This is a genomic window from Actinomadura sp. 7K507, assembly GCF_004348425.1.
In the GTDB taxonomy this organism is placed as follows: domain Bacteria; phylum Actinomycetota; class Actinomycetes; order Streptosporangiales; family Streptosporangiaceae; genus Spirillospora.
The window spans coordinates 15,211-38,908 of the sequence record NZ_SMKK01000072.1; the positions used below are offsets into that span (position 1 = coordinate 15,211).

Here is a 23,698-nt window from a genome sequence, read left to right on the forward strand (position 1 = left end):
CGGGCCATGGTTCTGCGTGAGATCAGCGACGTCATCGACGATTACACCGGAAACTCACGCGCGGCGCTGGAGTACGGCCTGACCACCAAGCGCATCGTGGACAGGGCGAAGCAGCCCGGTTTCTCCGCCGAGAGCTGGGCGCCGCTCGCCGCCCTGGTCGCGGTCGACGAATTCGAACGCGTGGGCAACTTCAAAGAGGTCATGACCTGGAACGAGTACATCGGCTTCCTGACGACCTGGGCGCCGTCCGCGCAGTGGGACTGCTCGTTCAAACGCGTCACCGAAACACCGGGACTGGTGTTCCTCGAACTCGAAGAGCGCGCCACCGTCGGCGACCACAAGAACACCGTCAATTCGGTGTCGGTCTACGCGTTCGATGACGCCGGGAAGATCCGCCACATCGACGTCTACCTGCAGATGGCGCTGCCCGAAGCCGGCCTGCTCGAAAGCTACGACGGCATCAAGATCAGCGATTGAACGGATCGCCGTCGTCGGTGAATTGAAGCTTGAACAGGATTCCAAGCCCCCTTGGGACACCAGGCCATGACCCCGTTCTCGGGGCGGCCCGAATGGCACCCGAGGCCCTCCGCCTGATCCGGTGTCCCAACGGACGACTTGGAGCACGCCATGAATGACACCACCCCCACCACCTCCGAGGTCGGCCGCAGGCGACTGCTCGGCGCCGCCGCGCTCGGCGGGCTCGGCCTTGCCGTCGGCCTGCCGTCCGGACATGCCAGGGCAACGGCGACGCCGTCCCGGGTGCCCGTCACCGAGCGGCGCGAGCGCGCCGTCGTCATCGGGTCCGGCTTCGGCGGCGGCGTCACCGCCCTGCGGCTGGGCCAGGCCGGGGTGAGGACGCTCGTCCTGGAGCGCGGACGGCGCTGGAAAACCGGTCCCGACTCCGACACCTTCTGCCGCATGGCCAACCTTGACGGTCGGTCGTCCTGGCTGACCACCGAGAGCCAGTTCCCCGGCGTCCCGGGCACCTGGGAGCCCTACACGGGCGTGATCGAGACCGTGCACGGCGACGGCATGACCGTCCAGTGCGGCTCCGCGGTCGGCGGCGGCTCACTGACCTACCACGGCATGACGCTGCAGCCGTCCGAGGAGCACTTCGCCGCGTCCATGCCGATGATGGCCGACGACTACACCGCGCTGAAGTCGTGGGCCTACCCCCTCGTCGCGAGCATGCTGCGGATCACCACCGTCCCCAACGACATCCTGGCCGCCGACCCCTACCGTTCGTCCCGCCTGTTCCTCGACACCGCCGCCGACGCCGGCCTGGACACCTTCCGGGTGCCACTGCCCATCGGCTGGTCGTACGTCCGGGGCGAGCTGGCGGGCCGCTACACACCGACCTACACCAGCAGCGACCTGACCTTCGGAGTCAACAACGGAGGCAAGCACTCGATCGATGTCACCTACCTGGCCTTCGCCGAGGGAAGCGGAAAGGTCGAAGTCGCCCCCCTGCACGTTGTCCGCGACCTCGCCCTGGACAAGCAGAAGCGCTGGGTGCTGGAGGTCGACCGCATCGACACCGGCGGCGTCGTGCAGGAGCACAAGCGCATCATCGCCGACGCGGTCTTCCTCAACGCCGGTTCCCCCGGGACGACACGGCTCCTGGTCAAGGCGAAGGCCAAGGGCCTCGTGCCCGACCTTCCCGACGCCGTCGGCACACAGTGGGGAAACAACGGCGACCGGATCTACCTGTGGCTCCAAATGGACGGCGACCCCGGACGGCCGCAGGGCGGCCCCGCCTGCGTCGGCGGCCGTGTCCCCGACAGCCCCATCCCCTACACCGTCATCCACTCCGGGTCGCCAATGCTCCCGCCCGACGGCACCAAACTGATGACCTTGGCCGCGTACGGCATCGTCGACCCCACCGGCACCTGGGCCTACGACACCACGGCGGACGACGCCAAGCTGACCTGGGACCCTGCGGGCGACGCCGATCTCCAGACGCTGATCCGCGAGCGGATGAACGAGCTCGCCAGGGTCGGCGGCGGCATGATGGTCGACCAAGACGCTCAGGGCCCCTCGACCTGGCATCCCCTGGGCGGCGTGCCCATGGGCGACGCCGTCGACCGCCACGGCCGCGTCCACGGCCACAAAGGTCTCTACGTGCTGGACGGTGCCCGCATCCCGGGCTCCACCGGCGACTGCAACCCCTCCATGACCATCGCCGCCCTCGCCGAGCACAGCATGGCCGACATCCTTCGCCGGGACCTCCGTCGCGTCTTCTGACACCGAGCCAGCCAACCCACGATGAGCACTTGAACGTCCCCGCACCCACTTCCCGACCGGGAGGCCCCATGAAGAAGTTCATGCTGCACGTTCAAGCCCGGCCGGTGAGCCTGGACGAGGACGTGCTCAAGGAGTTCAACCGCTGGTACGACGAGGTGCACCTCCCGGAGGTCCTCGCCATTGAAGGTTTCGTCACCGCGCGCCGGTACACGCCCGCCGAGGACGAGGACCCCTACATCACGCAGTACGAGCTGGAGGGCGACCCCGAAGCGGTCATCGGGCGCCTCCTCAAGGCCGCCGCGGACGGCGAGCTGAACATGTCCGAGACGTTGCGGATGGAGCCGCGCCCCTGGATGGCGGTGTACGAGCTGGCCAACGAGCAGCAACAGAACACCGCGTCCTGATCCGATCGCCTGCGGAGAGCATCGTGGTGGCCTCCGCCCGCCGCCGAAATACGGCTTTCATAAAAATCATGCAACCAACCCATTCACGGGAATCGGCAAAGGAGGCTGCGCAGTGAAGGACTTTGAAGCACTCGACTTCTTCCGGGGCGACGAACTCGTCGACGATCCATATCCCTATTTCGAGGCTCTGCGCCAGAAGTGCCCCGTCCAACGAGAGCCACACCACGACGTGGTGATGATCACCGGCTACGACGAGGCGGTCCAGATCTACAACGACGTGGACTCCTTCTCCGCATGCGTCTCGGTGACCGGCCCGTTCCCCGGCCTCCCCGTCCCGCTGGAAGGCGACGACATCAGTGAGGTGATCGAGGAGCACCGCGACAAGCTGCCGTTCAGCGACCAGCTTCCGACCATGGACCCGCCCCTGCACACCGCGCACCGCGGGCTGACGATGCGGCTGATAACCCCGCGCCGGTTGAAGCAGAACGAGGAGATGATGTGGCAGTTCGCCGACCGGCTACTGGAGACGTTCCTGGACGGCGGCGAGGGTGAGATCATCAACGGGTTCGCCAACCCGTTCACCGTCCTGGTCGTCGCCGACCTCCTGGGCATGCCCGAGGAGGACCGGGACGAGTTCGCCGAGTCGATCCGGCGCGGCACCCAGGCCGGCGGCGGCATCGGCGGCACCGAGAAGGAGCTCGCGCACTCCCCGCTGGAGTTCCTCTACGACCGGTTCACCACCTACATCCAGGACCGCCGCCGCGAACCCCGAGACGACGTGCTGACCGGCCTGGCGACCGCATCCTTCCCGGACGGCTCGATGCCCGAGGTCGGGGACGTGGTGCGGGTCGCCGCGAACGTATTCGCTGCCGGTCAGGAGACCACGGTCCGGCTGCTGGGGAGCGCGTTCAAACTGATCGGCGAGGACGCCGGACTGCAGGAACGGCTGCGCACGGAACGCGACCGCATCCCGGGCTTCATCGAGGAGACCCTGCGGACCGAGAGCCCGATCAAGGGCGATTTCCGGCTCGCCCGCAAGACCACGACGGTCGGCGGAGTGAAGATCAAGGCGGGAACCACGGTGATGCTGCTGAACGGTGCCGCCAACCGCGACCCGCGACATTTCGAGAACCCGGCGGACTTCGTTACCGCCCGCGAGAACGCGCGGCACCACATCGCGTTCGGGCGCGGCCCGCACACGTGTCCGGGCGCGCCGCTGGCCCGAGCGGAAGCACGGGTCGCGATCGAGCGCCTGCTGGACCGCACCAAGGACATCCGGATCTCCGAGCAGGCGCACGGCCCGGCAGGCGCCCGCCGCTACCGCTACCTGCCGACCTACATCCTGCGGGGCCTGACCCACCTGAACCTCGAGTTCACGCTCTGAATCCGGCGTTCACGTGGAGGAGCCGCCGCCGTTCTGCTGGAGATCATCGTCCATTTCCAGATCCAGCGACCGGAGCATGTAGGCGAGAGTCTGGTAGGCGCCGACCGTGAAGATGAGGTCCATCAACCTGCGGGTGTCCAGTTCCTCGGCCAGGACCTGCCACGTCCGCTCTGCGATCGCGCCGCCACCGACCAGCTCGTCCACGGCGCGTAGCAGGGCCTCCTCCAGCGGATCCCAGGACGGTGCGTCGGGACCGAAGGCGATACGGGCGATGTCCTTGTCGGTCAGCCCGGCGTCGTGCCCGATGACAAGGTGCTGCGCCCATTCGTACGGGCACTTCAAAAGCGTGGCGGTGCGCAGGATGATCAGTTCCCGCTGCCGCAGTGACAACGTGGTCGCCATCATCACATGGCCGTTGAAGGTGAAGAACGCATGCGCCAACTGCGGGTGATGCGCGAACGAGCCCAGCATGTTGAGCGCCTTGGGGCGGCCGCCCTCCGCACTCGGTGTCGGATGGCGCGGGTCCGGCGGCACCATGGCCGCCAGCGCCGCACGCATCTCCTTGGGCCACCGCCCTGGCGGGAGTGGTTCGATACGCACCATCAGATGGCCTTTCCCGCGCCGATCGCCGGCGCTAACGAGATCGTTCACTTCTCCGCCGTCCGCCGTCTGCACGCCGGGGGCCTGTAGCCGGTCAGTCTCCGAGGTGGTTCACAGAGCGAGAATCTCCTTCTCAGGTATGAGAGTATGCCTATTGAAGTGGGTCCGCGAAGAATCTTTCAGCATCTTGTCGAACGGCGTTCCCGGAGCCCCGTCTGATGCGCTTCGCCTCGACCAGCCAAGAGACGGGTGCCGAACCGCCTGAGCCCGGTGTCCTCGGCCCACCGGAGCCGTACTGAACGGGAGGGAAACGCATGCGCATCGCCATTCATTCGAGCCTCACCATGCGGGGCAGGGTCGAGGGAGTCATGGCCGAAGTGCGCAGGGTCGCCGAGTTCGGCCTTACCGGCTACTGGGCGCCGATGCTCACGGGTCATGACACCCTCACCGCCTTCGCCATCGCCGGCCGCGAGGTGCCCGGCGTGGAACTGGGAACGGCCGTCGTCCCGATGCCGCTTCGTCCCCCGTTCGCCCTGGCGCAGCAGGTGGCGACCGTCCAGGAGATCCTCAACGGACGCCTGGCCCTCGGCATCGGACCATCCCACGAGGCATTGGCCGAAGACACGTTCGAGCTGGACTGGTCGCCGCCCATAGCGGCGACGCGGCGCTATGTGGAGCAGGTGAAAGCCGCCATGACAGGCCGGGACGGGCGCCGAATCGTCATCGGCGGCGACCCGACGCCGATCCTGCTGGGAGCGGTCGACCCGGCGATGGCGCGGCTGGCCGCCGAGGTGGCCGACGGCGCGATCACCTGGGCCGCGGGGCTGCGCACCATCACCGAGGTGATCCGCCCGGCGCTGCGCGACCGTCCGCTGGATGAGCCGTTCCGGATCGTGTCCGCCCTGCCGGTGTGCGTGACCGACGACGCCGCGGGCACACGCGAGCACATCCACCGCGGTCTCTGTACCGGCGACTGGTCCCCCTCCTACCGGGAGGTGCTGAGCCGCGAGGGGGTGGACAGCGTGGCCCGGCTCGCGGTCGTCGGTTCGCCGGACGACGTCGCCTGGGGCCTGGACGCGTTCGCCGACAGCGGTGTCACCGATTTCGCCGCACATGTCCTGGCCAGAACCGATATCGACGCCGAACGCACGTGGGAATTCCTGAGCACGCGTGCGGCGGCCAGCTGAGCCGCGGGCCTGCCTCATAGTGCCCGATACCGCCTCGATCCCTGCCCCGGGACCAGGCTGACCCGGTGACGGCCTGCCTCGCTCCCCCGTTGAGGATCGGCGTTGACCTGGTCATGTGTTCCGCCCGCCGTTCACGCCGACGATCTGCCCGGTGATGTATCCGGCCTCCTCCGAGGCCAGGAACGAGCAGGTCGCGGCAATGTCCTCAGGGCGGCCGACCCGCCGGACGGGGGTCCTCCCGATGTGCTCTTCGACCGTGCCGCCCAGCAGCCCGCGCTCCTCGGCCTTGCGCAGCATGGGCGTGTCGACGAAGCCGGGCGGGATCGCGTTCACCGTCACGCCCAGCGGGCCCAGTTCCAGCGCCAGCGCCTTGGTCAGCCCGTTGACCGCCGACTTGGCCGCCACGTAGTGCGTCATGTACGGCTGCCCGGAGTGCGTGCTGGACGAAGAGATGTTGACGATCCGCCCCCACTTCGCGCCGAGCATGTCGGGCAGCACAGCCTGCACGCAGTGGAAGACGCCGTTCAGGTTGACGTCGACCACCCGCTGCCAAGCGTCGAACGACAGGTCGGCGAACCGCTTGAAACCGTCCAGCCCCGCAGCGTTGACCAGGATGCCGACCGGGCCGAGCCGGTCCCGGACGCCGGCCAGGGCGACGTCGATCTGGGCCCTGTCGGTCACGTCGGCGGTGAGCGCGAGTTCACCGCCGGACGGGTTCAGGTCCAGGACGGCGACGCGGTGCCCTTCGGCCGCCAGCCGCTCGGCAATGGCCCGGCCGATACCGGAGCCGCCACCGGTCACGACGGCGGTCCTCGCGCCGCCTGGCATGCCGGGCCTCAAGCGAAGACCTCGCCGGCCTCGCGGCTGAACCCCGGCTGCGCCGCGTCGTCCAGATCCCGGCGGCGAACGAGCGGCACGCCGCACCCCTGATGCGCACCAGGGCAGCGGGCGATCAACGTGTCGCGGAGCAGGTCCCGCAGACCGGCGCCTCCCATCCCCAAGCCCGGAAATGAAGCCCGCACCTCAGTCATGAGAATTCTCCTCTCGCTACTGAAAATGCTACTCTCAATCCTCGTTGCCCGAAAGTCCGCCTGCCTCCGGCCGGGGCCGCTTGAGCAGACGGCCGGCCAAGCCGAGCACGGCCACCCGCGCGGCGACGGTGTTGACGGAGACCTTTCCCACAGTGGCAAGCGTTCAGGTCCGGTCGGCCGGCGCGGTAGGCCAGCGACCCATCGGTCAGGCCTTCAGCAGTGTGGCCAGGTCATCTGGGACTGGCATCGGCTGGGTGAGGCCGACCGTGGCGCGGCCGGTGTTGCCTTCGGGGTAGCGGCCCAGGGCGGAGCCGGGGGCGGCCACGATGATCCGGACGACTTGGCCGACGGCTTCGCGGCGGTCCCGCTGGACGATGGCCAGGGTGAGCATGGCGATGTGGTTGCGGGTGTGCGGCCAGGGCCAGGGCTGGGACAGGATGTGGGCCCGTTCCAGGTGCCGCCACCGGGCGCCGGGGGCGGCGGCGCGGCGGGCGGCGTGCATCTCGCTGAGGTAGACGGTCCGCACTCGCGCGGGCATCTTGCGGCCGATCATGGGTTCTCCTATCAGGTTCGGCCGGTGAGCGGTCTTATCGTGCGGCGGACAGCAGGGCGCGGGTCTGCGCGGCCGCTGTGCGGCCGGATTCCAGGGCGCCTTCCATGGAGTTGGGCCAGCTGGAGCGTTCGGCGGCGGCGAAGACCAGCGGTCCATGCGGGTCGCGCAGGGCGGCGCCGTAGCGGGTGAGTTGGCCGGATGGCCAGCACGGCGGCCTTGGCCCGCAACGTTCCGGCGGTGGTGGTGAACTGCACGGGCCTGTCGTCAGTGCCGGTCGCGGTGTCGTGGTTGGGGGTTTCGATGGCGGTGAGGGCGGTCCGGTAGCTGATCGGTGCGGCGATGGCATCTGCGTAGCGGGCGGGCAAGGTGTCGGCTCCAGTGGTGATCTGGGAACCGGTGCCGCTGGTCAGCGCCGCGGTGAGCCCGCCGGCGCGGCCGATCCACCAGGCGGTCCGCAATGCCGACAGGTCCGCGGCGTCGGTGGTGGCGAAACTGGTGATCAGCGTGTCGAGCAGCTCCCGGGGGGCGGTCGGCTGAGCCGCGGGCGTCCGGGCCCGCCACAGAATGGGCCCGGTGCGCTGGGTGGGGCGCGCGCGAGTCGAGCCGGGTGATCAGGGCACGCAACCGCCGGTGGGGACGGCCGACGAACTCTCCGCCGACCTGCAGGCCGCCGGTGGCGCGGACCCGGCCGCCGGGGCGGTCCCGGGCTTCGATCACCATCGTGGACACCCCGGCGCGGGTGAGTTCGTCGGCGGCCGCCAGCCCGGCCAGACCCGCGCCCACCACCACGACCTCGGCATCGGCATCGACCGCGTCCATCACTGCGGGGAACCTGCGGCCCGTCCGGCCCCTGGGCGTGGGCCGGACGGTTCGGCCACCGCGTGCGCCGGTGTGCCGGTTGCGCAGCACGAGCAGCCGGGTCCGCACGTCCCGCAGGGCGCGATCGGTGTCTCCGCCTGCGAATTGCTCACCGCAAGGGGAGGCGCCGGGCAGCAGGCGTCGCCGCGCCAGGCGTCGCGTCCTTCCTTGACCGCGGCGGCGGCGATGACCAAGGCGGCGAGCGGGTCGGCCCAGGCCCATCCGAACAGGCTGTTGACCGCGAGCCCGGCCAGCAGCACGGCCGACAGGTAGGTGCACAGCAGGGTCTGCTCGGAGTCGGCGACCGCGCTGGCAGAGCCGAGTTCACGGCCGGTGCGGCGCTGGGCATACGACAGGCCCGGCATGATCGCCAGGCTCAGCGCGGCCAGCACCAGCCCGGGGGTGGAGTGCTCGGCGTGCCCCCCGCCCAGCAGGGCTCGGATGGAGTCGGCGGTGACGTAGGCGGCGAGCGCGAAGAACGATACCGCGATGATCCGCAGCGCCCGCTGCTCCCGCCGTTCGATCACCTCGGGGTCGCGGGCGGAGAACTGCCAGGCGACCGCAGCCGCTGAGGCGACCTCGACGACCGAGTCCAGCCCGAACGCCACCAGAGCGCCCGATGACGCCAGCGCCCCGGCACCGATCGCCACGACGGCCTCCACCACGTTGTAGGTGATGGTCGCGGCCACCAGCCACCGCACCCGCCGGGCCAGCACCGCCCGGCGGCCGACCGACGGACCGGGCGAGTGGGCTGGCGTCGATACCGTCACGCCCGCGCCGCCGTCCCGGGTCCGGGCAGCTCGGGCCGGACGGCGGCGTCGACACCGTAGGTCGGGCACAGGGCGACGGCGCGGTCGGTGGCGGTCAGCAGGTGCTCGGCCGACCGCAGCAGATCCAGCAGCTCCGGTGCGGCGATGAAGTAGAACGACTGGCGGCCCTCGGCGCGGTAGTCCACCAGCCTGCACCCGCGCAGGCAGCCCAGGTGCTTGGACACCGTGGACTGTGCCAGCCCGAGCTCACGGGTCAGGTCCACCACACGCGCCTCGCCGCAGGCCAGCCGCTGCACGAGAGACAACCGGACCGGATCGGCCAGCGAGTGAAACAGCGCGGCCGCAGGCGCCAACCCGTCCAGAGATGTCATTCCACAATCAGAATCAATCGCCATATCGTGATGATATGCCCTGGAGGTGTTCAGTCAACCCCTGCGGCACGTCCAGCCGCGCAGCCATGCACGCCGCCGGCGCCGGACGGTGCGCCGCCAACCCTGGTAACTCCTGCTACCGGCGCCGGAGCCGCGCCTATCCGTGGCCTAACCGCGCTCGGCGGCGAGTTCGGCCGCGAGCTGCTCGATGCGGGTGCGGATCCGGTCTCGGATGGGGCGGACGGCGTCGACGCCTTGTCCGGCGGGGTCGTCGAGTTGCCAGTCGAGGTAGCGCTTGCCGGGGAAGACGGGGCAGGTGTCGCCGCAGCCCATGGTGATGACGACGTCGGAGGCCTGGACGGCGTCGGCGGTGAGGATCTTGGGTGTTTCGGCGGCGATGTCGATGCCCTCTTCGGCCATCGCCTGGACGACGGCGGGGTTGATCTGGTCGGCGGGGGCCGATCCGGCGGAGCGGACCTCGACCGTGTCGCCGGCGAGGTGGGTGAGGTAGGCGGCGGCCATCTGGGACCGCCCCGCGTTGTGGACGCAGACGAACAGGACGCTAGGCTTGTCGGGCATCAGATTCCTCGCTGGTCGAGCGTGGTGAGCAGGTCGGCGGCGCCGACGAGTTCGTCGGTCGGCGGTTTCGGGAACTCTGCGGACAGGTCCACCCCGACTTCGGCCATCACCTCCACGATGGGCAGTTCGAGTTCGGCGGCCGGTGCGGTGCCGGGCGACCGGGCGTGCACTCGCCCGTCGCCGCCGCGCGCGAGGGCCAGGGCGGCGGCCATCTGGGAGCGTCCGGCGATGCGCTCGAACACCGCCTGGCCGGACGCCGCCTGGCCGGACGCCGCCTGGTCGGACGCCGCGCTCATCTCGTCCCCGCCTCCGCTGGTTCGGTGGTGTAGCGGCGGCGCAGCCAGAGGGAGACGTAGACCAGGGCGACCAGGACGGGGACCTCGATGAGGGGGCCGACCACGCCGGCCAGGGCTTGGCCGGAGGTGACGCCGAAGGTGGCGATGGCGACGGCGATGGCGAGTTCGAAGTTGTTGCCCGCGGCGGTGAAGGCCAGTGTCGCGGTGCGCGGGTAGGGCAGGCGGACGGCGTGGCCGAGGGCGAACGATCCGCCCCACATCAGCGCGAAGTAGGCCAGCAGCGGTAGCGCGATGCGGGCGACGTCGGCGGGTCGCCCGGTGATGGTGTCGCCTTGGAGGGCGAACAGGATGACGATGGTGAACAGCAGCCCGTACAGGGCGAGCGGGCCGATGCGGGGCAGGAACCGGGTCTCGTACCAGTCGCGGCCGCGGGCCCGCTCGCCGGTGCGGCGGGTGAGGTAGCCGGCCAGCAGCGGGACGCCGAGGAACACCAGCACGTTGATCACGATCGTGCCGGTGGAGAAGTGCACGTCGTCGGCGCCAAGGCCGAGCCAGCCGGGCAGCACCTTGAGGTAGAACCAGCCCAGCGCGCCGAACGCGACGACCTGGAACACCGAGTTGAGGGCGATCAGGACGGCGGCGGCCTCGCGGTCGCCGTGGGCCAGGTCGTTCCAGATGACGACCATGGCGATGCAGCGGGCCAGCCCCACGATGATCAGCCCGGTGCGGTATTCGGGCAGGTCCGGCAGGAAGACCCAGGCCAGCGCGAACATGAGCGCGGGGCCGATCAGCCAGTTGAGCACCAGCGAGGAGACCATCAGGCGGCGGTCGCCGGTGACGGTGCCGAGCCGGTCGTAGCGGACATTGGCCAGCACCGGATACATCATGACCAGCAGCCCGAGCCCGATCGGCAGCGAGATCCCGCCGATCTCGACCTTGGACAGCGCGTCGTCCAGGCCGGGCACCGCACGCCCGAGCCCGAGACCGGCCGCCATGGCCGCGATGATCCACACCGGCAGGAACCGGTCCAGCGTGGACAGCCTGCCCACCAGGCCCGGCTCGCCGGTTCCGGGCTGCGAGGTCGCCGGTTCGGTGGTGGTCATCAGCAGGGCCTCTTACGGCCGTCGGTGAGGGCGGCGCGGGCGGCGTCGGCGAGGTCGCCGAGCCGTGCGGCCAGGACGTCCAATGCCTCGGGGCGCAGCCGGTAGTAGGTGAACCGGCCGCACGGCTCGGTATCCACCAGACCGGAGTCCTTCAGTACCCGAAGGTGGTTGGAGATGTTGGTCTGGCGGGCACCGGTCTCCTCCACCAGATGGCACGTGCACAACGCCTCACCGGCGAGCAGGCCCACGATCCGCGCGCGCAGCGGATCCGCCAGCACCCGCAGCACATCAGTCTCAACTGACATCATCATGGACTGATACGTTAGCAGGCGACGCGACGACGAAGTCAACCGCCGTGGCACCTCCGGTCAACGCCCCACCGACGACAGGATCGTCGCGCTGCCGTGGATCCGGTCGGTCATGTCTGGCGGGAGGAGTGCTGTTGTGATGGGTCGGGGACGCTGGCCAGGAGCGCGGCCAGGGCCGCTGCGAGCGCGAGGACGGTGAAGAGGGCCGGGTAGCTGCCGAGGGTGCCGGCGAGAGCGGCTCCGGCCCAGGGCGCGAGGGCGGTGGCGATGGTGATGGGGGCGGCCAGGATGCCCGAAAGGGTGCCGTAGGCGGCGACGCCCCAGCGGTCGGTGACGGCGGTGGCCTGCAGGAGGGTGGCGATGCCGCGGGTGACGCCGGCCAGCACCGCGACGGCGATGAGCAGGTGCATGGGGCCGGGGACGAGTGCCAGGGCGGCGGTGGTGGCGGCGGACAGGCCGAGGATCCAGACGGTGCGGCCGCGGACGCTGGTGCGCCTTGAGAGCGGGCGGTAGCACAGGCGGCCGGCGACCTGGCCGATGCCGCCCAGGCCGAGTGTCCAGGCGGCCAGGGTGGGGCTGGCGCCGCGGTCGGTGAGCAGTGGGATGAGGTTGATCAGGACCGCGTACATGGCGAACGCGGACAGGGTGAGCGCGATGGCCAGCAGCCAGAACGGGCGGCTGCGCGTGATCCGGCGTATCGCCTGTGGGCGGGCGGGATGGTCGGCGGCGGTTTCTCGGTCGCCGGAGGACGCGGGCCATGGGCGGCGCAGGGCGATGGCGTGCAGGGGGATGGTGACGGCGGCGAGGACGGCGGCGAGGGCGAGGTAGACGCCGCGCCAGGTCAGGTGCGCGGCCAGGGTGTCGGTGAGCGGCGCGAACACGGTGCTGGCCAGGCCCGCCACCAGCGTGAGGGTGGTGAGGGCGGGCAGGTGGCGGGGCGCGTAGTAGCGGGTGAGCGCGGCGAAGGCGGGCTGGTACAGGACGGCCGACATCGCGACTCCGGCCAAGAACCACGCTGCGGCGAACCAGAGCAGCGACGGTGCCACGGCCACTGCCACCGCTGCGGCGGCGGCCAGGACGGAACCGCTTGTCATCAGGGCGTGTGGGCCGCGGCGGTCCAGGACGCGGCCGACGGGGATGCCGACGAGGGCGGCGACGATGAGCGCGGCGGAGAACGCCGCGGTGATGGCGGGTGTGGACCAGCCGGTGTCGGCGGTGATGGCCGGCGCCAGCACCGGAAAGGCGTAGTACAGCACGCCCCAGCTGGTGATCTCGGTGATACAGAGGGCGACCAGCACACCACGCGCGCTCGAACCGGTCCCGGCGGCCGGAACCGCGGGGACCGGGATCGAGGATGCGGAATCCACCGACCGCGGACTCAGGCTTCGCCGCTTTCGGCGTCACCGGAGTAGCCGTGCACCCGTCCGGTGGCGAAACCGACACCGGCCGGGGCCCCCACGCCGACGGTGTCCTGCTGCGGCGCCTCCGCGGAACCGCAGCAGGACGGCGTGCTCTCCTCGACTACGGGTTCGGCCGCGCACGAGGTGCCGCATCCGTCCGCCTCCGCACCGGGGAGTCGGTCCTCGCCGACCAGGTCGGTGGAGCAGACGCCGGTTTCGGGGAGGTCGAGCCGGACGGTGTCAGCGGCCTCCCGGTCGCCGGCCAGGGCGGCGGCGATGGAGCGGACCTGCTCGTAGCCGGTGGCCATCAGGAAGGTGGGCGCGCGGCCGTAGCTCTTCATCCCGGCCAGGTAGAACCCGGTTTCGGGGTGGGTGAGGTCGCGTTCCCCGTGCGGCGGGACGGTACCGCAGGAGTGGAAGTTGGGGTCGATCATCGGTGCGAGCTTGGCCGGCGCCTCGGTGGCGGGGTCGAGGTCGAGGCGGATCTCGCGGAGCAGGTCCAGGTCGGGACGGAAACCGGTGGCGGCGACCACGGCGTCGGCGGCGATGGCCCGTTCGCCGTCGGGGGTGCCGCCGGTGACGGTGACCGGTCCGGACTCGGGTCCGTCCTCGGGGACGGTGAAGCGCGTGATGGTGAAGCTGCGGACGAGATCGATCGAACCGGCTTCGACGGCCTGCTTGAGCCTGGTGCCAAGGGCCCCGCGGGCGGGTAGTCCGTCGGCGTCCCCACCGCCGTAGAGACGGGCGACCGAGTTGGAGCGGACGGCCCAGCTGATGCGGGTCCCCGGTGCCTGCTCGGCGAGTTCGGCCAGCGCGAGAAGGGTGTTGGCGGACGAGTGCCCCATGCCGACGACCAGGGTGTGGCGTCCGGCGAACCGGTCGCGGTCGCGTCCCAGTACGTCCGGTAGCGGCCCTGTCAGGTAGGGGGCGGCGTGGTCTTCGCCGATGGCGGGCAGGCCGGAGTGGCCGAGCGGGTTGGGGTGTCCCCAGGTGCCGGAGGCGTCGATGACGGCGCGGGCGGTGCGGTCGCGGACCGCCCCTTCTGCGTCGATGGTGCGGACCAGGAGCGGATACTGGTCGCGGTCGATGGTGCGCGTGGCGTCGACGCCCTGGCGGGTGACGGCGACGACGCGTGTCCCGGTGTGGATGCGGCCCGCCAGCTCCGGGACGCCGGCGAGTGGAACGAGGTAGTCGCCGACGAGTTCGGCGCCGGTCGGCAGGTGGTCGGGGTCGGGGGCGGTCCAGCCCGTGGGCTCCAGCAGGCGGCGCGCGGCGGCGTCGGTGTTGTAGCGCCATGGCGAGAACAGCCTGACGTGGCCCCATTCGGAGATCGCGGCGCCGGCCTGCGGCCCGGCCTCCAGGACACGGAAGTCCAGGCCGCGTTCGGCCAGGTGCGCGGCGGTGGCCAGCCCGACCGGTCCGGCGCCGATCACCACGACCGGCAGGCCGCCCTGGCCGTCGTGGTCTGCGACGCAGCCGCACCCGGCCTCGGTCTTGGCCTGCAGCAGCGTGGCTCCGGGGTCGACGGGCCGCTCGGCGTCGGTGCAGCAGGCGCTGACGCCGCAGCAACCGCCGCTCTGGGTGTGCTGACCGCTGTTCTGGCCCGCCGCTGGTGCGGCGGGCTCGTCCCGGTCGGTGCTGGTGCTCATGGGCGTCTCCCTTGAAGTCACGGCACTGCTGAAGTCACGGCACTGCAGCCTGTTTCGATTAACATCGAATCAGACGCAAGAGTGCATCACTGGTTAGATGTATGTCAAATTAGAGAGGTGGCCGAGTTGATGGAACTTCAGGACGTCTCCGCCCCGGTGTGCTGCGAGCCGTTGAGCGGCCCGGTGATGGACGAGGACGAGGCCGCCGACCTGGCCCGGGTGTTCAAGGCACTGGCCGACCCCGTGCGGTTGCGGTTGCTGAACCTGATCGCTTCGGCGGAGGGCGGCGAAGCGTGCGTCTGCGACCTGACCGGCCCCTTCGAGGTGTCCGCGCCGACCATCTCCCACCATTTGAAGATGCTGCGCCAGACCGGGCTGATCGAGGGCGAGCGGCGCGGCACCTGGGTGTACTACCGCGTCATCCCCGAACGCCTCACCCGGTTGTCGGGACTGTTCGCGCTACCGGACCTCACCGGCGCCTGACCCCTTGAACCGGCGCCGGATCGCCCGCGGGTGCCGCGGCTCCGTTGCGACGTGACCGTCCGAGCAGCCGGGTGAGGACGTGGCGGGCGTCCGCGCCGACGCCGCGCAGGGTGGCCGAGGCGAACGAGCGCTGCCATTCCAGCCCGACGTAGCCGAGTCCGGGGACGGCGGTGGAGACGCCTGCGCGGTGGCGGGGCGTCCCGTCCTCGGTCAGGGCTCCGAGCCCGGCGAGGTAGTCGACGCCGGGCCGGTATCCGGTGGCGAGGAGCAGCACATCGACGTGCTCGCGCGTGCCGTCGCTCCAGATGACCTGGTCGCCGTCCAGGCGGTCGAACATGGGGCGGCGGTCGGGGTTGCCCGAGGCGACGGTGTCGCGGTAGGTGCCGATGTCCATGACGGGGGTGCCCTTGCCTCCGGTCAGCAGAGGCCTGGCCCAGCCGGCGGTGTCCAGGCCGGTGCGCCGCAACCAGAGGTGGATGTCGCGGCCCGCGATCCGCTGTGGCATGAAGCGGAGAGGATGCCGGGTGGCGAGGGTGACGTCGGCGACGGCGGCGAGTTCGATCGCGATCTGCACCGCCGAGTTCCCGCCGCCGACGATCACCATCCGCTTGCCGGCGAACGGCTCGGGGCGCCGGTAGTCGGACGAGTGCAGCACCGTCCCGGCGAAGGACTCCAGGCCCGGCGGCGCGGGACGGTAGGGGCGGCTGAACGCGCCCGTCGCCGCGATCACCAGCGGAGCGGTGAACACCTCCCCGGCCGCGGTGACGGCCTGGAATCCGTCCCCGTCCTGCGTGCGGGCGAGGCGTTCGACGCGGTGGCCGGTGCGGATGTCGGCGTCCAGGCGGGCGGCGTAGCCGGTCAGGTAGGCGACCACCTCGTCCCGTTCCGGATAGCGGTCGGGGTCACCGGGGAACGGCGCGCCGGGCAGGGCGCTGCGGCGGGCCGGGGAGAACAGGGTGAGGCTGTCGTAGTAGTGCGGCCAGGAACCGGCAGGCTGGTCGGCGGCCTCCAGGACCAGCGGGGTCAGGCCGAGGGTGCGGGCGGTGCGGGCGGTGGCCAGTCCGGCCTGACCTCCGCCGACGATGAGCAGTGAGGCTGTGCGGGTGGACATGGGCGAAACATATCATCAATTTGCAATATTTCAATGTGATGATAGATCGCGTAGGGTTTCCGTCAGACGCCGCCGCGAGGGGAGAGTCGACGTCGTGACCGAACACGTGACCGGACCGCCGCCACAGCCGATGGCGCCCGTTGACGCAACGTGCGCGGTGGCGGATGCCGGATGCGGGGCCTCGACGGCGCAACTCGGAGCCGGGGGGCGCGAGTTCCTCAAGGCGCTGGCCAGCGAACAGCGCCAGGCGATGCTGGAGCTGTTCACCGGCGGGATCGAGCTCACCGTCGGCACCGTCGCCGAACGCCTCGGCATCGCCCAGCCGACCGCCTCCCAGCAACTGGCACTGCTGCGCCGCGGCGGCCTGCTGACCTCCCGCAGAAAAGGCAAGCAGGTCCACTACCGCATCGACGCCGACGCCGTCGAGCGGTCTCTGACCGAACTCCAGACCTACCTGCGCACCTGCTGTCCGCCCAGCGACCGCTGACCCGCCGACCGCAGGGCCGTGCGCCGTAGCTGGTCGAGCGTCCATCCGCGGCCGCGCGGATCGAGCGCGGCCGTACCCACCTTGAACAGGTACTCGGCTCGCGAGTAGGACAGCCGGCCGCGGCCCGTGCCGGGATCCGCGTCCGTCGGCGCGGGCGCCCGGCTGCCGGAGGCGGGCGCCCGCCTGCCGGTCAGGAACACCGGCCCGGACGTGCGGCCGGCCAGCAGGCGCGGCAGCAGGTCGGCCGAGCCGTCCCGCCAACTGACGTACTCGGCGGCGCGCCGGACGGACGCCACCCGGGCGTGCCGGGAACCGAGGTCCAGGTCCTCGACGTTCAGCGCGAGGATCGCCTGCGCGTGCCCGGCCGTCTCGTACAGCAGCGTCCACAGCGTGCGCTCGCGCAGCGCGTGCCCGCCGCCGGTGAGCAGCGTCCGAAGCAGTGCCTCGGGGAGGCAGCGGTCCCCGCGGCGGGCGGGCTGCCGGCGGCTCAGGTGCCGCGCCGGGTTGGTCGCGAGGATCTCCCGGCGTTGCGCCCACGCGGTGAACGAGCCGAGCGCCGACAGGTGCCGGTTCCACGTCGCGGCCGCCGCGCCGTCCCAGCGCAGCATCACCGCGGCGTAGTCCTCGGGGGTCAACTCGCAGACGGGGCGTCCAGGGCCGGCCACGTCGACCAGCCGCCCCAGGGTCTCGGCATAGCAGGCGCGGGTGGCCGCCACCTGGATCGAGTCGAGGTAGCGGCCGACCGCGGCCGGGAGAGGCACAGGACCGGCGGTCCGGCCGGGCCGGGCTGGGAACGTGTCGTCGTACACCGGGACCCCCAGATGCGGTATGTAACGTTATCCAGCCGGTCAGTAAATACTATCCGCCTGGATACAAAACCCCCCATTGTCGCGGCAGGTAATCCACATTATCTGCCACTTCAACAGCGGGCGGACGAGTCGCTCGCCGCTATATGTATGACTGTCCACGGGCACCACTAAACCTCACATGCGCACTTCCCAAGAGAACCCTTTGCCCCGGCATCGGTAGGTAAAGTCTCCGGTCGACCACTTCCCTTCACGAAACGGGCCGGTGTTAGCTGAGGAAGCGACAGGACGGAGTTGCTGATCGGCGCATCGGCGAGAACAGGACTTGCCCCGAAGGGTGCTGTTCTGTTTCTCACCGAACGGCCGGGGCTGCCATCGGCAGCGTGCCGTATAGAAATCGGCCGGCTCCGCCAAAGAATATCTGCCGCACGAAGACCGGCCACCAAGAAGGGCGGCCGGGTCCCGAAAAGAAAGGAAGTAGTCCGGTGACCACACCGACCGCCGCACCCGACCAGATCGCCGAGACCGTCATCAAGCTGAACGCCGGCTGGTACAACGTCGTGGCGCAGGCCCTCAACCTCGACACCTCGACGTTCCAGCTGGCACAGGGGACGCTGGGCCTGCAGAGCAACGACTCCAGCGGCCTCTACCTCATGTCCGACGCGGTCATCCCGTCCGCGTCGGTGGCCTACTTCGACCCGACCGGCCTGTCCAAGCGGTCCGCGGCCTACCGCATGCTCCTCGGCGCGCTGCGTTCCGAGGGCGGAACCGATCTCCCGGGCGTGCTCGGGGACCAGTACAGCCGTTGGCTGGACTACCGCGACAATTGGTGGAAGCAGAATCCCACCAGCACGCTGACGCAGGCCGCCCTCTTCGAGCAGTGGGCCGACCGCATGCTCAACCCCGGCCAGAAGGCGTCCGCCATCGCCGTCTTCAAGCAGCAGGCCAACACACCGCTGATCAGGGCACTGGACGCGGTGTCAGCGCCCGCGGCCACTCAGGAGTTCGTCCGGCAGGACGGGGAACGGTACCGGCTGTTCGTCTACTCGGCGAATATCGAAGCTGCCAAGCAGAGCCTGAATACGGGCGGTCAGGCAACCATCGACTTCAATTCCAAAACGATGGAGTCCCGGCTGCAGCACACCACCGTAATGGGGAGTGCGAGTGGCTTCTACGACATCTTCTCCGCGAGCGCCTCCGGCAGCTTCGACCAGCTGAACAAGCAGGCCTCGGAAAGCTCACTCACCGTCAAGGGGAGCATCGGCCAGTACTCCACCCTCGTCACTCACCCGATGGACTGGTTCCAGTCCGACGAGTACATGAGGGCCTACCACAACAAGGGCGCCGACGTCTGGGATCCGCAGGCGTCGGCGGGCGACTGGGACTCCTTCTTCGCCCAGCCCAACGGCCAGTTGGCCCGGCGCCTGTCCCAACTCGTCCTGGTCAGTGACTACGACCTCACCGTGACCAGCCACGCCACCTACTCCCAGAGCCAGGTGCAGGAGATCACCGCCAAGGCATCGGGCGGGGTGTGGCCGTTCTTCTCGGCGTCCGCGTCCTCCAGCCACAGGACCGAGTACCACCACAACGACGACGGCACGCTCTCGGTGGAGCACAAACTCCCCAAGGGCGACGTCCAGATCTGGGGTGCCAACTACCAGAACGCGCCGAAGTGAGACCGCGCCAAGGCGCCGGCACCACCATCGCCGCCGTCCGGACGGGCGGCGTGACAAGGAACGTGACAAGGAAGGGGACATCATGACAACGCGATTCACCGAGCGGGAGGCGTTCATCGCGCGCATAGTCTCGCGCGCCTGGAAGGACGCGGACTACAAGAGCCGCCTGCTGGACGACCCGAAGGGCGTCCTCGCAGAGGAACTGGGGACGGACATCCCGACTCACGTCGACGTCCACGTCCTGGAGGAGCGACCGGACGTCCGGTATCTGCTGCTGCCCCACCAGCGCGATCATTTCCAGGCGCTGACCGAGAACGAACTGGCGGCGGGGCAGTCCGTTCCGGTGTGCCCGACGGTCACCTCCACGGCGATCACCTCGCCGTGTGACTGCGGGTAGCGGGGGCCCCAAGTGACATCCTCCACTCTGTGCCCGCTCGACAGGGGCCGCCCGAAGACCGACATCGTCGACTGGCGCGAGATCGTCGAACTGGCAGGGCCCGGCAGGGAGCCCGCGCCGCGCGAGGCCGGCATGCCGGAATGGGCGGTGGTGCTCAAGGAGAGCCTTGACCTGAGCCCCGTGGTACGAGCGGAGGACGGCGAACGAGACCATGACGAGTGCGCCGCGATTCCCTTCGCGCCGCTCTACGATCCGTTCGTGCGAGTCGCCGCCGGAAGGCTCGCGTCGCGATGCCCTTCCGGGTGGGCGAGGCTGGCACCATCGGCCCGCCTCGACCTGGAGTCCGGGCTCCGGCGGCGACTCGGTCACCTATGCGGACAGGCACTGGAACTGGAGTTCTCGCTGTTCCGGGTGGCCGGCGAGTCCTCGCTGGCCTGCCTGTTCGACGAGTTCCACGACAGCGGCCCGCCCACACGTCGTTACGACGCGTTCCTGGCCGAGATGGCCGGGGGCGGGCTCGCCCGCTTCTTCGCCGAATACCGCGTGCTCGGCAGACTCGTCGGTTCCGCCATCCTGCTTTTCGTCGACGCCTTCTCCGAGCTCCTGGACCATCTGGAGCGCGATCGCGGGCGCCTCCGCAGCGTCTTCGGCTCCGGCCGCCCGGATCTCGGTCCGGTAGTGCGGATCCGGCCCTACCTGTCGGACACGCACCGGGGCGGACGCGCCGTCACGCACCTGTCGTTCGGCTCGGGAGTCTCGATCCTCCACAAGCCCAAGGACCTCGGCATGGATCATGCGTTCGGCGAGCTCCTAGGATGGTTGAACGAGCGGACCGGGCTGCCGCCGCTGAAGGCGCCGCGGATGCTCGCCCGCAGAAACTACGGGTGGGTCGAATTCGTCCGGGCCCGCCCGTGGCGCGACTCCGCCGAGGCGAGCCGCTACTTCCGCGAGGCGGGGATGCTGCTGTGCGTGGCGTACGTCCTGGCGGCGAACGATCTCCACTACGAGAACATCGTCGGTGCCGGCGAGCACCCCGTCCTGGTCGACCTGGAGACGCTGCTCACGCCCCGCCTGCGGAACCGGACCGGCGACGAGCCCCACGCGGGCGGCTTCGACCCCGGCCTCGACCGCTCGGTGCTCGGAACCGGCCTGCTCCCGGTCCACGACACGGGTCCCGACGGCGCCGTCCATGACTCCAGCGGCCTCGGCTGGACGCCGAGCGAGTCCGCAGGCTTCTGGACACCGCATTGGTCGCGGATCAACACCGACCACATGTCGCTGGCCTTCGCCCGCCGGCCCGGACGGGGCCCGGCGGCCGGCGGCGGGAACGTCCCGCTCGTCCGGCACGAGAACGACCTCATCGACGGCTTCCGGTCGATGTACGCGCAGCTCCGCCGGCTGCAGGGCGAGCTGCTCGCGGCCGGGGGCCCGGTCGCCGCGATCGCCCGCAGGCGCATCCGCGTCGTCCTGCGGCAGACCCGGCTCTACGAGCTGGTCCTGCACCGCTCGCTGAGGCCCGAATGCCTGCGGGACGGCGCCGTCCGGAGCGCCGAGCTGGACGTCCTGGCCGTCCAATCGCCGGGCGGCGCCGATCCGGCCTCGCTGGAGTCGCTCTCGGCCTGCGAGATCACCGCCCTTGAGCGCATGGACATCCCGGTGTTCTTCGCCAGAGCCGACGGAACGGACCTGATCGGCGAGGCCGGGACCAAGGTCCGCAGGGCCCTGGCCCGGCCCGGCCACCTCGCGGCGGTCGACCGCCTGCTCGCGCTTGGCGACGGGGACCTCGCCCGGCAGATCGCGTTCATCCGCGGCTCGGTCGGGGCCAAGGCCGCCGCGGCGCGCCGCACCTCCTACCGCTCCGCCGAAGCCGGGCGCCGTGCCGTCCCCTCGTCCGCCGACCTGGTGTCCGCCGCGCAGGCGATCGGAGACGGCTTGCGAGCACGGGCCATCGTCTCCGGCGACGGTGCCACCTGGACCGCTCCCTACCTCACCCGGGATCAGACGATCACGCCGCTGCTCATGGGATACGGCCTGTTCGACGGCACCTGCGGAGTGGCGCTCTTCCTCGCCGCGCTCGGGCGGCAGACGGGCCGGTCCGGCTACGCCGACCTCGCGCGCCTCGCGATGCGTCCGCTGCGCACGGCCCTGCAGCGCGGCACGTTCACCGCGACGGCCACGCGAATGGGACCCGGCGGCGCCGTCGGCCTCCCTGGGCTGATCCACGCCCTGACGCATATCGGCGAGTTCCTCGACGATCCCGGACCGCTCGACGCCGCCGACCGGATCGCGGCCCTGCTCACCGCCGACCGCCTCCGCGCGATACAAGAGTCCGACGTGATCGCCGGCGCCGCCGGGTCCCTGCTGTCGCTGCTGACCCTGCACGCCCGTACCGGCGCTCCGCCGCTGCTGGCCAGGGCCGTGGTGTGCGGCGACCTCCTGCTCCGGCGGCGAACCGCCGCGCCGACCGGCATGCCGGCCTGGGCGGACCCGCAGGGCCGCCATCTCACCGGCTTCTCCCACGGCGCCTCCGGCATCGGGTACGCGCTCCTGCGCCTGTACGCCGCGACCGGGCAGGAGGAGCTGCGCCGCGCCGCGCTGGAGGGCATCGCCCACGAGACGGCGCTCTTCGACCCGGCCCGCGGCAACTGGCCCGATCTGCGGCTGCCGGACCGGGGCGCGCCCGCCTTCGGATCGTCGTGGTGCCAGGGCGCCCCCGGGATCGGGCTGGCCCGGCTCGCCTGCGCCGACCTGGCCGACGACGCCGCGATCGGGCGCGACGTCGAACCGGCCGTCACGACCACGCTCGCGGCCTCCGCCGAACGCAGCGACCAACTGTGCTGCGGGGCCATGGGACGGACCGAGCTCCTGCTGAGCGCCGCCAGGCGGCGGAACCGGCCGGAACTCGAACGGGCCGCGCGGACGATCGCCGGGGAGGTCCTCGACCGGGCCGAGCGCAGCGGCTCTTTCGACTTCGGCGTCAAGGGCGCGGTCGACAACCCCGGACTCTTCCAGGGAGCGGCCGGGATCGGATACCAGCTACTGCGGCTCGCCGAGCCGGAAAGGCTGCCCGCACTCCTGCTCTGGGAGTGACGGAGCTGAACATGCCGTCGGCATGAACAACAAATGGCAGGGAGAGAGCAAATGGCGAAGTACATGGTTCAGACGATGCGGGCGGGGACGCATCAGCCCGTCACCTACTACCGGAAGCAAAGCCATCATCCGAGCCACGGAGAGAGCACGAACTTCACGAAGGACGCCAAGAACGCGTACGCCGCGAGGGTGAACGTGAACGTCGACACCGTCGAGGCTGGAAAGTACCAGAGCGATCAGGGCGTACCGAGTGATCCAGGAGCGGTGAAGATCTGATCGCCGCAACCACCGCCCCGCCCGGCGGGCCCACCACCCGCGGGTCCGCCGGACACCGGCGGCCACCCCGTCAGGCGAGGCTGCTGAAGGTGCTCGACCGCACTCGCCGGACGATCTTTGCTCCGGGCGTGTCGCTGTGCTGGTCAGCGGGTGGTGGTCAGGCCGCCGGTGACGCCGATGATCTCGCCGATGGTGTAGCTGGAGTCCGGCTCCGAGGCCAGGTATACGTACGCCGGTGCCATTTCGGATGCCGGCGGTCCGGCCGGATCGGCACCCGGCCGGACGCCGGTGTGGTCAGCCCTTGTCGCGGGCGTCGCGGATCATGTCGCGGACGCGGTCCATCATCGCGGCGGGCGGACCGGCCAGCAGGTTCTTGGTGGCGCTCTCGGTCCCGGGATGCGGCCGGGTGGGGGCGGTCGCCTCGGCGGCGCGGACCGCGGCGGCGAACCCCTTGAGCTGCACCGGGCTGAACTGGTCGCCCAGCCGGTCGAACTCGTAGCGCTCCTCAGCCCGGGCATGGGTCAGCACGTCCATGCGGAGCTTGTCGAGCGACTTCAGGAACGCGGGGTCGTCGGTGTCCATGCCGTCCAGCTCGGACAGCAGCTCCTTGGCCTCGCGCTCCTCGGCCAGGCGGT

Annotated in this window: 26 protein-coding genes and 1 pseudogene; 11 read left to right on the top strand and 16 right to left on the bottom strand. The window is 70.6% G+C overall.

The window, feature by feature from the left end; all coding sequences use genetic code 11:
* The first annotated feature begins 6 nt into the window (after nt 1–6).
* From E1285_RS18055 to E1285_RS18070, 4 genes are all read left to right on the top strand, one after another.
* Nucleotides 7–477 (top strand): hypothetical protein, encoded by a 471-nt coding sequence (locus E1285_RS18055; RefSeq protein WP_132153516.1) that lies wholly within the window; start codon nt 7–9, stop codon nt 475–477.
* Between the two features lie 150 nt (nt 478–627).
* On the top strand, nt 628–2,244 hold the full coding sequence (locus E1285_RS18060) for a GMC oxidoreductase (RefSeq protein WP_132153518.1): 1,617 nt from the start codon (nt 628–630) through the stop codon (nt 2,242–2,244).
* Between the two features lie 68 nt (nt 2,245–2,312).
* On the top strand, nt 2,313–2,648 hold the full coding sequence (locus E1285_RS18065; RefSeq protein ID WP_132153520.1) for a DUF4286 family protein: 336 nt from the start codon (nt 2,313–2,315) through the stop codon (nt 2,646–2,648).
* Between the two features lie 112 nt (nt 2,649–2,760).
* Nucleotides 2,761–4,032: a cytochrome P450 gene (locus E1285_RS18070; RefSeq protein ID WP_132153522.1), complete on the top strand. Its 1,272-nt coding sequence runs from the start codon at nt 2,761–2,763 to the stop codon at nt 4,030–4,032.
* 9 nt (nt 4,033–4,041) lie between these two features.
* Here the strand turns inward: E1285_RS18070 and E1285_RS18075 are convergent, their stop codons facing one another.
* A complete protein-coding gene (locus E1285_RS18075) occupies nt 4,042–4,590 on the bottom strand; it encodes a carboxymuconolactone decarboxylase family protein (protein ID WP_207946640.1) in 549 nt (182 codons plus the stop codon).
* A 356-nt stretch (nt 4,591–4,946) separates the two neighbouring features.
* Between E1285_RS18075 and E1285_RS18080 the strand changes: the two genes are divergently transcribed.
* Nucleotides 4,947–5,819, top strand: coding sequence for an LLM class flavin-dependent oxidoreductase (locus E1285_RS18080; RefSeq protein WP_132153526.1), 873 nt, complete (start codon nt 4,947–4,949; stop codon nt 5,817–5,819).
* 111 nt (nt 5,820–5,930) lie between these two features.
* On the opposite strand, the gene E1285_RS18085 is transcribed toward E1285_RS18080, so the two are convergent.
* The 12 genes from E1285_RS18085 to E1285_RS18145 all read right to left on the bottom strand — a co-directional run bounded on the left by E1285_RS18085 (nt 5,931) and on the right by E1285_RS18145 (nt 14,737).
* Nucleotides 5,931–6,647, bottom strand: a complete 717-nt coding sequence (locus E1285_RS18085; protein WP_132153528.1) for an SDR family NAD(P)-dependent oxidoreductase — start codon at nt 6,645–6,647, stop codon at nt 5,931–5,933.
* An 8-nt stretch (nt 6,648–6,655) separates the two neighbouring features.
* Complete coding sequence (locus tag E1285_RS18090; protein WP_132153530.1) at nt 6,656–6,850, bottom strand: hypothetical protein; 195 nt, start codon at nt 6,848–6,850, stop codon at nt 6,656–6,658.
* Between the two features lie 205 nt (nt 6,851–7,055).
* Nucleotides 7,056–7,403: a DUF3703 domain-containing protein gene (locus E1285_RS18095; RefSeq protein ID WP_207946641.1), complete on the bottom strand. Its 348-nt coding sequence runs from the start codon at nt 7,401–7,403 to the stop codon at nt 7,056–7,058.
* A 264-nt stretch (nt 7,404–7,667) separates the two neighbouring features.
* Nucleotides 7,668–8,222: an FAD-dependent oxidoreductase gene (locus E1285_RS18105; RefSeq protein WP_132153534.1), complete on the bottom strand. Its 555-nt coding sequence runs from the start codon at nt 8,220–8,222 to the stop codon at nt 7,668–7,670.
* The gene (locus tag E1285_RS18110; protein ID WP_132153536.1) at nt 8,222–9,031 is read right to left on the bottom strand and encodes a cation transporter; all 810 of its coding nucleotides are present in this window, start codon (nt 9,029–9,031) and stop codon (nt 8,222–8,224) included. Before E1285_RS18110 ends, E1285_RS18105 begins: the two co-directional genes overlap by 1 nt.
* Nucleotides 9,028–9,402 carry a metalloregulator ArsR/SmtB family transcription factor gene (locus tag E1285_RS18115; RefSeq protein ID WP_132153538.1) on the bottom strand — a complete coding sequence of 125 codons (375 nt, stop codon included), beginning with the start codon at nt 9,400–9,402 and terminating at the stop codon, nt 9,028–9,030. Before E1285_RS18115 ends, E1285_RS18110 begins: the two co-directional genes overlap by 4 nt.
* A gap of 168 nt (nt 9,403–9,570) precedes the next feature.
* Nucleotides 9,571–9,981: an arsenate reductase ArsC gene (locus tag E1285_RS18120; protein ID WP_132153540.1), complete on the bottom strand. Its 411-nt coding sequence runs from the start codon at nt 9,979–9,981 to the stop codon at nt 9,571–9,573.
* Nucleotides 9,981–10,277, bottom strand: coding sequence for a hypothetical protein (locus tag E1285_RS18125; protein ID WP_132153542.1), 297 nt, complete (start codon nt 10,275–10,277; stop codon nt 9,981–9,983). Before E1285_RS18125 ends, E1285_RS18120 begins: the two co-directional genes overlap by 1 nt.
* On the bottom strand, nt 10,274–11,380 hold the full coding sequence (gene arsB, locus E1285_RS18130; RefSeq protein WP_132153544.1) for an ACR3 family arsenite efflux transporter: 1,107 nt from the start codon (nt 11,378–11,380) through the stop codon (nt 10,274–10,276). Before arsB ends, E1285_RS18125 begins: the two co-directional genes overlap by 4 nt.
* Nucleotides 11,380–11,691 (bottom strand): metalloregulator ArsR/SmtB family transcription factor, encoded by a 312-nt coding sequence (locus E1285_RS18135; protein WP_132153546.1) that lies wholly within the window; start codon nt 11,689–11,691, stop codon nt 11,380–11,382. The genes arsB and E1285_RS18135 overlap by 1 nt, the downstream gene beginning before the upstream one ends.
* 107 nt (nt 11,692–11,798) lie before the next feature.
* Nucleotides 11,799–13,055 carry an MFS transporter gene (locus tag E1285_RS18140; RefSeq protein WP_279510076.1) on the bottom strand — a complete coding sequence of 419 codons (1,257 nt, stop codon included), beginning with the start codon at nt 13,053–13,055 and terminating at the stop codon, nt 11,799–11,801.
* 11 nt (nt 13,056–13,066) lie between these two features.
* Nucleotides 13,067–14,737, bottom strand: coding sequence for an FAD-dependent oxidoreductase (locus tag E1285_RS18145; protein ID WP_132153548.1), 1,671 nt, complete (start codon nt 14,735–14,737; stop codon nt 13,067–13,069).
* Nucleotides 14,738–14,866: 129 nt separating this feature from the next.
* Here E1285_RS18145 and E1285_RS18150 point away from each other — a divergent pair, with 129 nt between their 5' ends.
* Complete coding sequence (locus E1285_RS18150) at nt 14,867–15,220, top strand: metalloregulator ArsR/SmtB family transcription factor (protein WP_132153566.1); 354 nt, start codon at nt 14,867–14,869, stop codon at nt 15,218–15,220.
* Here E1285_RS18150 and E1285_RS18155 read toward each other — a convergent pair.
* Complete coding sequence (locus E1285_RS18155; RefSeq protein WP_132153550.1) at nt 15,207–16,331, bottom strand: NAD(P)-binding domain-containing protein; 1,125 nt, start codon at nt 16,329–16,331, stop codon at nt 15,207–15,209. The two genes, E1285_RS18150 and E1285_RS18155, sit on opposite strands and share 14 nt — an antisense overlap.
* 94 nt (nt 16,332–16,425) lie before the next feature.
* Here E1285_RS18155 and E1285_RS18160 point away from each other — a divergent pair, with 94 nt between their 5' ends.
* Nucleotides 16,426–16,818, top strand: a complete 393-nt coding sequence (locus tag E1285_RS18160) for a metalloregulator ArsR/SmtB family transcription factor (RefSeq protein WP_243722873.1) — start codon at nt 16,426–16,428, stop codon at nt 16,816–16,818.
* Here E1285_RS18160 and E1285_RS18165 read toward each other — a convergent pair.
* Complete coding sequence (locus tag E1285_RS18165) at nt 16,782–17,579, bottom strand: site-specific integrase (protein ID WP_132153552.1); 798 nt, start codon at nt 17,577–17,579, stop codon at nt 16,782–16,784. The genes E1285_RS18160 and E1285_RS18165 overlap by 37 nt on opposite strands.
* A gap of 530 nt (nt 17,580–18,109) precedes the next feature.
* Between E1285_RS18165 and E1285_RS18170 the strand changes: the two genes are divergently transcribed.
* The 4 genes from E1285_RS18170 (at nt 18,110) to E1285_RS18185 (ending at nt 23,063) form a co-directional block, all read left to right on the top strand.
* Nucleotides 18,110–19,300 carry a hypothetical protein gene (locus tag E1285_RS18170; RefSeq protein ID WP_132153554.1) on the top strand — a complete coding sequence of 397 codons (1,191 nt, stop codon included), beginning with the start codon at nt 18,110–18,112 and terminating at the stop codon, nt 19,298–19,300.
* An 82-nt stretch (nt 19,301–19,382) separates the two neighbouring features.
* Nucleotides 19,383–19,697, top strand: a complete 315-nt coding sequence (locus E1285_RS18175) for an NHLP leader peptide family RiPP precursor (protein WP_132153556.1) — start codon at nt 19,383–19,385, stop codon at nt 19,695–19,697.
* 12 nt (nt 19,698–19,709) lie between these two features.
* Complete coding sequence (locus E1285_RS18180; protein WP_132153558.1) at nt 19,710–22,787, top strand: type 2 lanthipeptide synthetase LanM family protein; 3,078 nt, start codon at nt 19,710–19,712, stop codon at nt 22,785–22,787.
* 51 nt (nt 22,788–22,838) lie between these two features.
* Nucleotides 22,839–23,063: a hypothetical protein gene (locus E1285_RS18185; RefSeq protein WP_132153560.1), complete on the top strand. Its 225-nt coding sequence runs from the start codon at nt 22,839–22,841 to the stop codon at nt 23,061–23,063.
* 294 nt (nt 23,064–23,357) lie between these two features.
* Here the strand turns inward: E1285_RS18185 and E1285_RS18195 are convergent.
* A pseudogene (locus tag E1285_RS18195) lies at nt 23,358–23,698 on the bottom strand (hemerythrin domain-containing protein); the annotation flags it as partial.